The sequence below is a fragment of the Parathalassolituus penaei genome (genome assembly GCF_026626885.1).
Classification (GTDB): Bacteria; Pseudomonadota; Gammaproteobacteria; order Pseudomonadales; family Oceanobacteraceae; genus Oceanobacter; species Oceanobacter penaei.
In genome coordinates this window covers 195,013-208,319 of the sequence record NZ_JAPNOA010000058.1, presented here as the reverse complement: position 1 = coordinate 208,319, position 13,307 = coordinate 195,013, and the positions used below count along the sequence as shown (strand labels likewise).

14 protein-coding genes are annotated in these 13,307 nt (G+C 54.3%); 7 read left to right on the top strand and 7 right to left on the bottom strand.

Features of this window, described 5'->3' with window-relative positions; all coding sequences use genetic code 11:
• Positions 1-80: 80 nt before the first annotated feature.
• Positions 81-1,176 (bottom strand): peptide chain release factor 2 gene (gene prfB, locus OUO13_RS17650; protein ID WP_283175222.1). Its coding sequence is split into 2 segments (ribosomal slippage): positions 81-1,103 and positions 1,105-1,176, totalling 1,095 coding nucleotides; the frame shifts between segments, so codons are not numbered across the junction.
• Between the two features lie 470 nt (positions 1,177-1,646).
• On the opposite strand from prfB, the gene OUO13_RS17645 reads away from it, so the two are divergent.
• Positions 1,647-1,841, top strand: a complete 195-nt coding sequence (locus OUO13_RS17645) for a (2Fe-2S)-binding protein (protein WP_283175221.1) — start codon at positions 1,647-1,649, stop codon at positions 1,839-1,841.
• Positions 1,842-2,064: 223 nt separating this feature from the next.
• Here OUO13_RS17645 and OUO13_RS17640 read toward each other — a convergent pair whose 3' ends face one another.
• Together OUO13_RS17640 and OUO13_RS17635 are read right to left on the bottom strand one after the other, a co-directional pair.
• A complete protein-coding gene (locus OUO13_RS17640; protein ID WP_283175220.1) occupies positions 2,065-3,366 on the bottom strand; it encodes a maltoporin in 1,302 nt (433 codons plus the stop codon).
• Between the two features lie 382 nt (positions 3,367-3,748).
• The gene (locus OUO13_RS17635; RefSeq protein ID WP_283175219.1) at positions 3,749-4,519 is read right to left on the bottom strand and encodes a sulfite exporter TauE/SafE family protein; all 771 of its coding nucleotides are present in this window, start codon (positions 4,517-4,519) and stop codon (positions 3,749-3,751) included.
• A gap of 380 nt (positions 4,520-4,899) precedes the next feature.
• Here OUO13_RS17635 and OUO13_RS17630 point away from each other — a divergent pair, with 380 nt between their 5' ends.
• The 3 genes from OUO13_RS17630 to aroQ all read left to right on the top strand — a co-directional run bounded on the left by OUO13_RS17630 (position 4,900) and on the right by aroQ (position 7,430).
• Positions 4,900-5,835, top strand: a complete 936-nt coding sequence (locus OUO13_RS17630; RefSeq protein ID WP_283175218.1) for an AEC family transporter — start codon at positions 4,900-4,902, stop codon at positions 5,833-5,835.
• 27 nt (positions 5,836-5,862) lie between these two features.
• On the top strand, positions 5,863-6,882 hold the full coding sequence (locus OUO13_RS17625; RefSeq protein WP_283175217.1) for an AEC family transporter: 1,020 nt from the start codon (positions 5,863-5,865) through the stop codon (positions 6,880-6,882).
• A gap of 119 nt (positions 6,883-7,001) precedes the next feature.
• Positions 7,002-7,430, top strand: coding sequence for a type II 3-dehydroquinate dehydratase (gene aroQ, locus OUO13_RS17620; protein ID WP_283175216.1), 429 nt, complete (start codon positions 7,002-7,004; stop codon positions 7,428-7,430).
• Between the two features lie 22 nt (positions 7,431-7,452).
• On the opposite strand, the gene OUO13_RS17615 is transcribed toward aroQ, so the two are convergent.
• On the bottom strand, positions 7,453-7,920 hold the full coding sequence (locus tag OUO13_RS17615) for a hypothetical protein (RefSeq protein ID WP_283175215.1): 468 nt from the start codon (positions 7,918-7,920) through the stop codon (positions 7,453-7,455).
• A 72-nt stretch (positions 7,921-7,992) separates the two neighbouring features.
• On the opposite strand from OUO13_RS17615, the gene OUO13_RS17610 reads away from it, so the two are divergent.
• Together OUO13_RS17610 and OUO13_RS17605 are read left to right on the top strand one after the other, a co-directional pair.
• Entirely contained in the window at positions 7,993-8,910 is a 918-nt protein-coding gene (locus OUO13_RS17610; RefSeq protein ID WP_283175214.1) for a D-hexose-6-phosphate mutarotase, read from the top strand.
• A 118-nt stretch (positions 8,911-9,028) separates the two neighbouring features.
• Positions 9,029-10,198: an aldose 1-epimerase family protein gene (locus tag OUO13_RS17605; protein WP_283175213.1), complete on the top strand. Its 1,170-nt coding sequence runs from the start codon at positions 9,029-9,031 to the stop codon at positions 10,196-10,198.
• 30 nt (positions 10,199-10,228) lie between these two features.
• Here the strand turns inward: OUO13_RS17605 and OUO13_RS17600 are convergent, their stop codons facing one another.
• From OUO13_RS17600 to trxB, 3 genes are all read right to left on the bottom strand, one after another.
• Entirely contained in the window at positions 10,229-10,639 is a 411-nt protein-coding gene (locus OUO13_RS17600; RefSeq protein ID WP_283175212.1) for a bacteriohemerythrin, read from the bottom strand.
• 81 nt (positions 10,640-10,720) lie between these two features.
• Positions 10,721-11,656, bottom strand: a complete 936-nt coding sequence (locus OUO13_RS17595; protein WP_283175211.1) for a LysR family transcriptional regulator — start codon at positions 11,654-11,656, stop codon at positions 10,721-10,723.
• A gap of 364 nt (positions 11,657-12,020) precedes the next feature.
• Complete coding sequence (gene trxB / locus OUO13_RS17590; RefSeq protein WP_283175210.1) at positions 12,021-12,983, bottom strand: thioredoxin-disulfide reductase; 963 nt, start codon at positions 12,981-12,983, stop codon at positions 12,021-12,023.
• Between trxB and OUO13_RS17585 the strand changes: the two genes are divergently transcribed.
• On the top strand, positions 12,966-13,292 hold the full coding sequence (locus OUO13_RS17585; RefSeq protein WP_283175209.1) for a hypothetical protein: 327 nt from the start codon (positions 12,966-12,968) through the stop codon (positions 13,290-13,292). The two genes, trxB and OUO13_RS17585, sit on opposite strands and share 18 nt — an antisense overlap.
• Positions 13,293-13,307: the final 15 nt, after the last annotated feature.

Sequence of the window (13,307 nt, the reverse complement as noted above, 5' to 3'; positions counted from 1 at the left end):
TGGTGTCTGACGCCCAAGGCCTGACGTCAGACGAAATTACTGGTGTGTCAGACATCTGGCATCAGACATCTGACGAAGTATCAAAGGCCCTTCTTCAAGGACGCTTCGATAAACATGTCGAGACCACCGTCCAGTACGGCCTGGGTATTACGGGTTTCAACACCGGTACGCAGGTCCTTGATACGGGAATCGTCGAGCACGTAGGAGCGAATCTGGCTGCCCCAACCGATGTCAGACTTGGAATCTTCCAGAGCCTGGGCGGCGGCATTACGCTTCTGCATTTCGAACTCGTACAACTTGGCCTTCAACTGCTTCATGGCCTGATCTTTGTTCTTGTGCTGTGAGCGGTCGTTCTGACACTGGGTCACGATGTTGGTCGGCAAGTGGGTAATACGTACCGCAGATTCGGTACGGTTAACGTGCTGACCACCGGCACCGGAGGCGCGGTATACGTCGATACGCAGGTCGGCCGGGTTGATTTCGATATCGATATCGTCATCCACTTCCGGAGACACAAACACAGACGAGAACGAGGTGTGGCGACGGTTGCCAGAGTCGAACGGGCTCTTGCGCACCAGACGGTGTACACCGGTTTCAGTACGCAGCCAGCCGTAGGCGTATTCGCCTTCTACACGAATGGTCGCGCCCTTGATACCCGCCACTTCGGCTTCGGATACTTCCATCAGCTCGCCTTTGAAACCATGCGCTTCGATCCAGCGCAGGTACATACGCAGCATGATGTTGGCCCAGTCCTGGGCTTCCGTACCACCGGAACCAGACTGGATTTCAACGTAGCAGTTGTTGGCATCCAGCTCGCCCGAGAACATACGGCGGAATTCCAGCACGCCCAGTTCTTTTTCGAGGCCTTCAAGCTCGGTACGGCAATCCTCAACGGTGCCTTCGTCATCTTCTTCAACCGCCATGTCGAGCAGGTCGCGAACGTCTGCCAGGCCGGTATCGAGGGTATCGATGGTTTTCACCACGGCTTCCAGCGCCGAACGCTCCTTACCCAGCTCCTGGGCACGTTCCGGATTGTTCCAGACGTCAGGCTGAGCCAGTTCCTGCTCTACTTCTTCGAGACGTTCTTGCTTGTTGGCGTAGTCAAAGATACCCCCTCAGCACGTCAGTGCGTGCCTGGAGGTCTTTGATGGTTTCGAGAATCGGATTGATTTCCAAGGCTGTGCCCTATTTTGTGTTCACTATAAGCGCTGCACAGAGGGCCAGAAGGCCACTTGCCGGGAGAGTTTCCTGGGCCAGTGCAGAGTCGCCAGAAAAAGAGGCCAGCATTTTACAGAAATCGCAGACTTCTGGCGACCGTTGCCGACATATTGATCAGGCTTTCTGCTACACCCGCAAAACACCCGCAAAACACACGCAAAATACCTGCGACGGCGGTCCTGGTTCCCCACGGATACAGACGTGAGTCTGCCGTGAGTCTGGTGAAACGACAGTGATCACCCGGCCAATACCTCTACACCCATCACTTGTTCACAACACTGGGCACACTGTCCAGCGTGCTGTCAGTTTAGTCATCAAGGCTAATGCGAATAATTTGCAAAAAGCTTGTGATAGCTATTGCAAATCCTTCTCATTAAATTTACATTGCACACATCCTGAACAACACTGAATGCGAATCGGGTGCATTTATGTATATCTGCCTCTGCAAAGCCGTTACTCACCAACAAGTGACTCAAGCCGTCGAACAAGGCCAGAGTTATGCCGAGATTCGTAAAAGCCTTGGTGTTGCCACCGACTGTGGTTGCTGTGGTCAGGCCGCCAAAAAAACCATCCAGGATCATCTGGCCCGTATGCCTGTGTGTGAGTTTGCAGAAGCGAGCTGAGACCGACTCAGTAGCAACAGCAAAATCCGGTTTTCGAAAACAAAACCCGGTTTCCGAAAAAAGCAGCCACTGGCTGCTTTTTTTATACGTACGTTTTACCAGCCTGCTTTATCGGCGCGTTTGACGAATGCGTTTTACGGATTTGTTTACGGCAGCAGGAACCGGACATCGCAAAAACAAAAACCCGGCCGAAGCCGGGTTTCTGGTCAAACCGAAGTAGTTATCAGAACCACACTTCAGTCTGGGCACCGATGCTCAGACCATTGGTCTTGCCATCTGGCGTGATGCCTTCAGAGTTTTTGTTACCGTTGTCATCCCACTTGGCGTAAGTAGCAAACAGACGCAGAGTTGGACGAGCCATGATGGTTGGCGCCAGAGAGAACTGCTGGGCAACCGTCAGTTTGGTCATCTTGGTGTCAGCGAAGCCATCGTTCAGAGGTTTAACCTGATCCAGACCCAGTTCTACAGCAGTGCTGGTGTAACCACCCCACTGGTACACTGGACGCACACCAGCAGACAGCCACTTGTAACCGCCGTTGGCAGCGTTGTCGTTGTCACGCTTCTGGTAGATCACCACGTATTGGGCTTCCAGATTGTCAGCCAGCTTGGTCACGCCCTGGTCGAGAACACGCACCAGCTTACCGGACAGAGTACCATCCTGGTTACCGTTGGAGCTGTCGCTGGTCATACCGTCTTTACCGTACTGAACGGTGAACTTGTTGGTACCCCCCAGAACGGCTGTCTGGTTGTAGTTAACAGATACCAGCAGGCCGTTGTTATTGGCGCCTTCGTAGGTGTAACCATCAGTACCACGGGAAGTACCGAAGTCGATACCGGCTTCCAGGTTGCTGGTTTCAGTTACAGCAATGTTGCTCACACGAATGTCGTAGCTGTTGTTAACCACGTTGCCGTCGATGCCGTTGCCGTCAACACCATCGGTGCTGCCGTTACGGGTCCAGGCTACTGCCAGCTTACCGAAACCAACGTCAACGTTGTTCAGACCAACGCCTGGGCCTTTTGGATCCCAGAAGAAGAAGTCGTTAATGTTGGAGTCCTGACGGCTTACGAATTCCTTACCAACCCACAGAGTGGCACCTGGCAGGGCTTCAATCACGTCAGTACCGGCTACGTTGAAACGACGCAGAACGATCTTGTCACCAGCTTCGGTGCCTTCGGACGCTGGATTTGAGGCAGTCATGGTCTCAAAGTCCTTATCCTGGTCGGTGTAATAACCCAGTTCAGTAGTCACTTTGAAAGAGGCTTTGCCAGTAGAGGCAATCGGGTGAATCATTCGCATGGCTGCGTAGGTTTCACATTCATTGCCCAGACGGTACTTGGCTGGAGCACCACCGGCCTGATAACAAACCTGGTCGCCGCCATCCATGGATGAACCGATACCGGAACGGAGGTAAGCGTGGAAATCGGAATCAGCCATTACAGGCATGGCAGCAGCACTGGCAACAGCCAGGGCCAGCAGTTTTGGTGCGATAGAACGGACGGTCTTCATTTGCTCGCGCTTCATCATTTTAGCTCTCTTTGTTTTTATAGTCGGTCAGGTGGAAGCAGCAGATCATCGCGGGGATGAACTCTGGTGAAACCGGGTTGTCATACCTGCTTCCTTATCAGCCCGGTCGATACTAATTATTTTGTTCCCGAAGCCTAAATAAAACTTTAGCCAAATTGCATACGATTTTAGATATGCGTAACAAATTTTCACCCCTCAATTACACGCAAAAATAAGGCGACACATGCCGTAACATGAATTCTGGCAGCTGGCTCAATTAGCCACTCGACAAGCGTAAAAGCCCGTTTCATCAAACTGATACACCGTCCACTCGTCTGGTTGGCCATATTCGACACAAACCTTGTATGCCGAAAACGCATGTATTGTTTGCTCAGTGGTAATCTCAGAAAGCGTCGTACAGCAACTTGATACCAATCAATATCAATGCGGTATAGATCAGGCGGTAAAACAGTTTGTCATTAATACGCGCCTGCAGTTTTACCCCCAGCTTCACGCCAACAAAAGCCAGTGGCATCAGTACCAGGGCCGCCGCCAGATTATCGGTTTTTAACTGGCCAAGAGCGGCATACGGGACCAGTTTGACCAGGTTAACACCAGTCATCAGGATCACCACGGTGGCCAGATAGGTCTCGCGGGGCAACCGTAACGGCAACATATAAAGGCTCAACGGTGGTCCACCAGCATGCGCCACAAAACTGGTGAAGCCGGTCAGCACACCACAAAAGCGTCCCCAGCCTTTATGTCCGGCACGGGTTTCACCGGCGACTTTAATCTGGCTCAGCCCCCATAAAGCAAACAGGATTGCCAGCAAACCAACCATTACTCGAATAACGTTGGCATCCAGCCAGTCAAACAGCAGATAACCAATCAGCACCCCTATTACCGTCGCCGGAAACAGCAATTTCAGCTGGCGCTTGTCCTGCTTGCCGTACCAGATACGAACGCTGAAGAAATCCATACATATCAGTAATGGCAACATAATGGCGGCCGCCTGGCGCGGATCCACAAATAACGACATAAGGGGCACAGCAACCACCCCCACACCACCGGCAAAACCGGACTTGGAAACGCCGGTAATAAAGACAGCCAACGCCGCAACCAGCCAGAAGCCGGGGCCAAACCCCAGAAACTGGAATACAGAAGGATCAGACATGAAAGGTTCTCGCAGACAATATCAGGACAGCCGAAGAGCAAAATCACTCTAGCGCCGGGCGAAATACGATAACAGTTCATTCCCAAACCGATTCCATATCAATATCGGAATAATAGGAAATCCAAATTTCATCCGGAACATCGCATACCACCAGCACTGGCCAATGGTAAGGTGGGCTTGCAGTTACGTAGTCCATACCAGAAACGGAATACAGTGTTCCCGGTGTAACGGGGCCACAACCGCCTGAGCATATTCACAAAAGCCGATAGACTCGGCGAATTTCGAATCGCCGGAAAGATGAGTGTAAACGGCCAGCCTTGTAGGATGCCGTTTGCCGGAAGCGTCCGGTTTATTCCAATTCAGTCCGAGATTGCTCATCCATGCTGACGGTTCTGTCCATCATTACTCCGATTTTTGCCATTATCGCCATGGGCTTTATGGCCATTCGCAGCGAATTCCTGCCGCGAGATGTCTTGCCTGCCCTCGCCAAACTGGTTCTGTATTTCCTGCTGCCAGCCCTGAGCTTTGCCACTGTCGCCCGCATGAACTTCTCCGAAGTCATCGTGATGGACTACATTCTGGTATACGCCGGTGGCGCTCTGGCCGCCCAGCTGATCATGGTGCTCGTGTATCGTCTGTGGCTGAAAAACAGCCTGTCACAAAGTGCCGTCCGGGCTCTTGGAAGCACCATGCCAAACACCATGTTTGTGGGGTTGCCGGTGTTTATGCAGGCGTTTGACTCACCACCACTGAATGCGCTGGCCATGTCGGTTATGGTCGAAAACATTCTGATTTTGCCGATGGCGCTGCTGCTGGCGGAATCCGGTGCTGCCAATGGCGGCCGTATGCATGAAGTGGTGATTCAGGTTGTAAAACGGGTGGCCAGCAATCCGATTATTGTGTCAATTGTATGTGGCCTGTTGGTATCAGCGTTGGGCATCAGCCTGCCGGAATTCGTCAACCGGACCCTGACGATCCTCGGTAATGGCGCCGCCTCGGTAGCCCTGTTTGTGATTGGTGGTTCGCTGGTTGGCAACTCGATTCGCAGCGACCTGCGCGACATCGGTATGGTTGCCGGTGGCAAGCTGATCCTGCACCCATTGATGGTGTGTACGCTGGTGCTGCTGTTGCCCGATTTTGATCGCAACCTGCAGCTGGCCGCCATTCTGTTCGCGGCGATGCCGATGTTCAGTATCTACCCGATTATTGGTGGTAACTACGGACTGAGAAATTTTTGTGCCAGCGCCCTGCTTGGCACCACGGTTGCGGCCTTCTTTACGCTGTCGGCCGTGTTGTACCTTATGTTAACACCCTGAGGTCCGTAAGGGCCGGAGTGCCCTTGCATGCTCAACGTCCTGTTTGTTACCACACCCATCTTTATTCTGATTGCCATCGGATTTCTGGTGGTAAAACGCGGAATCCTCAAGCCGTCCGAGGTGCCCACCCTCGGACGTCTGGTAACTATGGTGCTGCTACCGTCGCTGATTTTTGTGTCGTTGTCACAGCGCTCCTTTGATGAAGTCATGAACGGCACCTATCTGCTGTTATACGGCATCGGCTCTGTGGGGCTGTTTATGGGTGTGTTGCTGTATTGCCACCTGAAACGTGGCCAGCCGTTTGTCAGCAGCACACTGAATGCCCTCGCCTCGACCTGTTCCAACAGTGGTTATATCGGTTTTCCGCTGGTGACTGCACTGGTTGGCCCGACCGCAACTGTAGCGCTGGCGCTCTGTATGATTATCGAAAACGCGGTGATTATTCCGCTGGCGCTGGTGCTGGCAGAGACCGGCCAGAATCGCAAAGGCAGTGTGCTGATGTCGGTATTCAAAACCCTGGCCCTGCTGGTGAAAAGCCCGGTCAGTCTGTCGATTACCGCCGGTCTGCTGGCATCCATTCTGGAAATTCAGCTGCCCGGCCCGTTATTAAAAGCCGTACAGATGACCGCCGGTGCATCCGGAGCGCTGGCACTGATTACCATTGGCGGCATGCTGGCGGGTCTGTCGTTAAGTGCGCTCAAGGGCTCGATGGCGGAAATCCTGACCCCGGCCGTTGGCAAACTGGTTTTGCACCCGCTGGTTATGATGATTCTGCTGCTGATTTTCCCTGACTTCGACCCGCAATTGCAGGTAGCCGCGGTGGCGATGGCCTGTTCGCCGATGCTGAGTATCTATCCGATCCTGTCGGCCAAATACGGTTATGACGGCGTCGCGGCGGCGACCTTGCTGGTTGGCACCATCGCCTCGTTTTTTACCATCTCGTTTGCGTTCTGGCTGTTTGGAGCCACCGGCTTTCTGGAATTGGGCACAGAGGTATTCCCGGACTGGTTACTGGGGTGGCCACGTCTGCGAGGGGGCGACATGTAATGCCGATGGGAGTGCCCGACGATGATTCAGGGCATATCTGACGCTACAAATTTCATGGTTAAGGGCCCCTGCTCTGGGGCAGAATGTCGGCCTTTGACCAAGCCCTGCGGGAGATACCTGTGAGCAAAACTATTTACGTATTAAACGGCCCGAACCTGAACCTGCTGGGCAAACGCCAGCCAGAAATCTACGGTTCTGAAACCCTGGCAGACGTCGAAGCCAAGGTGCGTGCCCGCGCTGCCACTCTGGGTCTGGAAATCGAGTTTTTCCAGAGTAACCACGAAGGTGCCATCATCGACAAGATTCACGAAGCTCGTGAAAAAGCCCAGGGCATTATCATCAACCCAGCCGCTTATACTCACACCTCTGTGGCGATTCTGGATGCCCTGAATGCGTTCGAAGCACCGGTGGTAGAAGTACATATCTCCAACGTGCACAAGCGTGAATCCTTCCGTCACCACTCTTATGTTTCCCTGCGCGCGGAAGCCGTGATTGCCGGTATGGGCACTCTGGGTTACCAGGTCGCTCTGGAATACTTCGCCCGTTAATGGCGGGCCGGATGATCGTTGGTTATTGCAGACCAACGATCTCCCACGATACCCCATCCAGCACCAGCACATCCTCCAGACCCAAGCCCCGCAAACGTGCCGCCAGCGGCGTCTGCTGACTGATCACCTGTACCTTGTTGCCCTCGTCGGTATCGAGAATCCGCCCGCCCAGTAACGCAATCCAGATCAGACGTTGCTGACCATTGGCCGCCAGTTCAATCAGGGCGCCGGTTGCTACCGTGCTGTCGTCATCAAACTCCGGCACTTGCCAACGGGCCAGCTGAATACGCTCCTGCTGCAAACCCAGAATCCGCTCTGACTGACCATGCGCCAGATAAGCCGCTTCCAGGCTGAAGGTGTCATATTTGTTTTCGGGCTGGTTATCTTCATGAGCCGCCGCTTCACGGGCGGTCTGGGCCGCTGCCAGCGCTGCATCAATTTCAGCATCAAGGCTGGCCAGTAACAGGGGTTTCAGTTGACTTTTGTTCACGCAGGAATCCGGTAAAGTGTGCGCCTGAAAACGCCATCTTAAAGGCGCCCCCGCTGCAGAAGGAAGCCCGCTATGTCCACAAGCCCGATTGATCTGTCGAAATCCGCCTTTACCCGGCTGGTACAACGCAAGTCCCTCGCCTGTCTGGAAATCCGCCATCCAGCCTTCCGTGCCGATATCCTGCTGCAGGGGGCGCAGTTACTGCAGTTTGCTCCAACCGGGCAAGACAGCTGGGTGTGGCTGAGCAACAGCGCTGATTATGTCGAGGGTGTTTCGGTTCGTGGTGGCATCCCGGTGTGCTGGCCATGGTTTGGCAATGCTGACCGCAACCCGGCCAGTGTTCAGGATCACCTGCAGATGGCCAACAATCCGCCTGCTCACGGTTTTGCCCGCACCCAGGTATGGAATATCAGTGATCTGTACGAGTCTGCAGATCGTGTCGAAGTGGAAATGACCCTGCAACCGGGCCAACAATTCGCCAACGTCTGGAACGGCAGCGCCGTGGTAAAAGCGCGCTGGGTGATGACCGCCCGCTCGCTGCGCATGAGCCTCACCACGCTGAACACCGGCACCACCCCGCTGACGTTCAGTCAGGCGCTGCACACCTATTTCCCGACCACCAGCATCCAGCAAACCCGTCTTCGGGGGCTGCACGGCCGTGAATACCTCGAAACTCTCGAAGGCTGGGTTCGTAAAACCCAAACCGGCGACGTTTCCTTCACCGGTGAAACCGACCGTATCTACTTTCCAGCCACCAACCAGAACCTGCAGCTGATGACGCCACAACAAACCCTGCAGCTGGGTTGTGACCAGAGCGCCAGCTGTATTGTCTGGAACCCTTGGATTGCCAAGGCCCGTCGTCTCGGCCAATTCCAGCCGGATGCCTGGCAAACCATGTTCTGTGTCGAAACTGCCAATGCCGCCGATGACGTGGTCACCCTCGCAGCCGGTGCACATCACAGCATGACCTTGACTCTGAGCCGTTCCTGAACCCGATTGGCGGCAGGTCTGCAACAATTAACGAAGGTTGATGCAGATAGCCCGATGTCGGTTATCACGCTTGCCGATTATGCTTCCGGGCTGTTTGTTTGCCGCCCGGAAGTCCGATATGTCAGCAATTCCCTGTTTTGAAATTGTCCTCCTCAGCAGCCGTCAGGGCATTGATCTTGGCGCGTTTGCCCTTGATGCCAGCCAGATGGGATTACCGGCGGATGTGAATATCCGCATCGAACAGCAGCTGCTGTGCGGTGGCAAACAGCAAGGCTCGCGCCTGATTACACTGACCGTTGGCGACAAGCAGCTGCGTATTGTGCCAACACGGGCGATGGCCATTCTCGACGCCTCTCGCCATAACGTGCGATTTGGTTGGGACTCACCGGTGCAGGAAGTGGTGCACCCGGCGTTTGTGAATCAGGAAGCCTCCGGCGGTCTTGGCTGGCTCGACGGTTTTAACGAAATGCTGGTGCGTTGTGGTTATCAGTGGGCGGGTCATCCCGGTCAGGACGGCAACGAGTTTCTGACCCTGCACGGCCGTATCCAGAATACTCCGGCCGACGACGTGATCCTGCGTGTCGAGCAACAGGCCCCCTGGCGCGTCAGCCTCAGTGGCCGGGTGGATGAAAAACGCTTCAAGTTCACCAACTTCGAAGTCCATACCGAACTGTGCCTGACCCCGTCGGAGCCCTGGATTCATGTCGAAGATCATCTGATCAACCGCGGCAGTTATGCCCGTGAATATCAGGCGATTTACCACAACAACTTCGGCACTCCGATACTGGAAGAAAACAGCCAGCTGCACGTTGCGGTTGCCGAGTTATCGCCGTTTAACCCCTACGCCGCCACCGGACTGGCCGACTGGAACCGGATGCCAGCACCCACAGCAGACTTCGATGAAATGGTGTTTAACGTGCTGCCACTGGCCAACGCGCAGGGCCTGACTCAGGCCTTGATGTGTAATGCCAACCAGCAGCAAGGTATTGAAGTGGCATGGGATATCAGCACCTTGCCGGTACTGACCATCTGGAAAAATACCGACAGCCTGCAGCAGGGTTATGTGGTGGGGATTGAGCCGGGTACCAGCTTCGCCTGGAACCGTCGTTACCAGCGCACACTGGGGCTGGTGCCAACCATTCAGGCCAGTGAAGAAAAACGTTTTTATGTGCGTTTTGGCCTGCTGGTAACCCCCGAAGAAGTCAGCAGCAGCCAGCAGCAGATCCAGGCCCTGCAACAGCAGGCTGAGGCAGTTATCCTGCCGCAGCCGCTGGTGACGCTGGATTAAACATCCGGTCCGATCAGGAACACCCGGCGATCAGCCATGGCATGGAGTGGCAACACCGGCACTCAGGTAACGAGCAGTTACGCGGTCCATGGTGCCGAGGTGCTGCTCAAACCAATCCGGCAGATCTGCGGTTATAAAAGCCAGCAACGCATCGGCATCCAGGTTCTGGCGATAAGCGGCCAGTTGATCGTCGAGCAGATTCAATACCCGTTCATGTTCGGACTTGTGTACCGGGTAAGGAGGAAAACTGGCCGCCAACATGGCTTTTTCTTCGTGAGCAAAGTGGGCGTAAACGTGTTCTATCAGGGACGACAGGGAAACCAGCGCGGATTTCCCATCGCGCAGGTCCTGTTCCACCGCGTTTACCAGCGCTATAAATTCGGCATGCTCTTCGTTCATGAACGGCATGTCGACCAGCGGATAGGCGTTAAAGTCCATCATCAGCAAATACCCGATTATCAATTGGAAAATGGCAATTGCCTTTACAATACGATAATCGGGTGACGCGCTTATTGACGGTTATCAGCAGTACTGGGCAACTTCCACAATCAGACGTCGTAACCAGCGGTGCGCCTGGTGGTGCTGAACCAGCGGCGACCAGGCCATTTTCAGTTCAAATGGCGGAATCGGGAATGGCGGTTGTTTTACCAGCAGGTTCGCCGTTTGCGCCTGCATGTCCGCAACCTTGCGAGGCAGGGTCGCCACCAGATCATTGTTGTGGGCCAGCAGTGCCGGCATCTGGTAGTGACGGGTAAACACCGAAATCCGGCGTTTGTGGCCGAGCTTCGACAGGGCGTTATCCACCCAGCCCAGACGAATCACTTTATCAGGATCAATCCCCACGCCCGCCCCCATACCGGTTTTGCTTACCCAGATATGGTTACTGGCCAGATAAGCTGCCAGATCAAAATGATCGGCCGACGGGTGATCCGGGTTTACCAGACACACAAAATCGTCCTGCCAGAGCGTCATCTGGTGGAACGACTGCGGCATCTCGTCAAAGCGGTTGATGGCCATATCGACCTTACCCGCTTCAACGTCCTTGAAGGTCACGTCGGACGGGGTCAGTACGTCAAGGATGATATCCGGCGCCAGCGAGCGCAGGCGTTTTACCAGCTCAGGCACCAGTGTCGATTCGGCATAATCACTGACCATGATACGAAACACCCGGTGGCTGCTGTTGGCATCAAACTCTTCAAGCGGTTGCAACGCCGCTTCCAGTTCACCCAGTGCCTTGCGAATCACGGGTTGTAATTCACGGGCACGTTCGGTAGCGGTCATGCCATCAGAGGTGCGAACCAGCAAGGGGTCATTAAAAAGATCACGCAAACGGCGCAGACCGTTGGACATGGCAGGTTGGGTAATACCCAGTTGTTGTGCAGCTTTGGTAACGCTGCCTTCGCGCAACAGGACATCAAGGTATACCAGCAGGTTAAGGTCTATGCGGTCTAGGTTCACAGCAGGATTCCGGGCCAGAGGCTTACCCGCATATTCTGGCATCGAGCGGTGCAGTTCACCAAGCAAGATTCCATCGTTGGGGATTATTCCTGCCCAATTGCCAGCAAGACAGGCAGTCATTGGCCATTTGCTGAACAAATTGGGGAAATCAGCCTGTTCCATTCCCAAAGATTCCAAAAAATCCCGAACACCTGACAGATCAGCAGTAAAAGAACAGCAATAACAGATCAGCAGTAGAAGAACGGCACTAACAGAACCGTAATAAAAGAACCGTCATAAAAAAGCCGGTTATCAGGGATAACCGGCTTTTCAGATCATCGGGCCCAGGTCATAAACCACCAGAGGCCAGAAGCATCAGGGTCTATCAGGCTTTGCCTTCCAGATTGTCGAGGTAACGCTCGGCATCCAGAGCCGCCATACAACCAGTACCGGCAGAGGTAATGGCCTGACGGTAGATGTGGTCACACACGTCACCGGCCGCAAATACACCTTCAATGCTGGTCTGGGTAGCATTGCCGTTGGTGCCACTCTGTACCACCAGGTAGCCGTCTTTCATTTCCAGCTGGCCTTCGAAAATGCCAGTGTTTGGCTGGTGACCAATGGCCACAAAAATACCATCCACTTTCACGTCTTCGGTTTCGCCAGTGACGCGGTTTTTAACGCGCATGCCGGTTACACCCATGTTGTCGCCCAGTACTTCGTCCAGCTCGCTGTTCCACTTGATGGTGACGTTGCCGTTAGCGGCTTTTTCCATCAGTTTGTCAGCCAGGATTTTCTCGGAGCGGAAACCTTCACGACGGTGAATCACCACCACTTCGGATGCAATGTTGGACAGGTACAGGGCTTCTTCAACCGCTGTGTTACCACCACCAATCACCGCCACTGGCTTCTTGCGGTAGAAAAAACCGTCACAGGTAGCACAGGCAGAAACACCCTTGCCCTTGAACGCTTCTTCACTGTCCAGACCCAGGTACTTGGCGCTGGCACCGGTAGCAATGATCAGTGCATCACAGGTGTACTCACCCACGTCGCCTTTCAGACGGAAAGGACGCTGTTGCAGATCAACGCTGTTGATGTGATCGAAGATGATCTCGGTTTCGAAACGCTCGGCGTGCGCCTTCATACGTTCCATCAGCTCTGGACCCTGTACGCCGTGTACATCGCCTGGCCAGTTATCCACCTCGGTGGTGGTGGTCAGCTGACCACCCATCTGCATGCCAGTCACCATAACCGGCTTCAGGTTGGCGCGGGCCGCGTAGACAGCAGCGGTATATCCAGCAGGGCCGGAACCCAGGATCAGAAGTTTGACGTGGCGCGGTTCGCTCATAATAACTCTCCAGAAGGCATGCAACGGCCTGTTGCGCGGCAACAGGCCCCCGATTTGCTCGTTGATCTTCAGTTTGACCAACAAAATGGGGGCAAGCTTATCGGTTGCCAAGGGGCTGTATCAATACTATTTGCCAATCCACTGATGGCTTCTGGCTATCAGTCATGGAAAGAACCTCCGCGCTCCACCATTACCCTTATAAAAGGTAATGGTGATAACGACATTCCTGCGCAACAACTGGCCGCCTCGCCTGTGGCATCTATACTTCAGGAACTCTGCCGTTCCGGGCTATCTGAACTGGCAAATTGATATACCTCCGAGGAG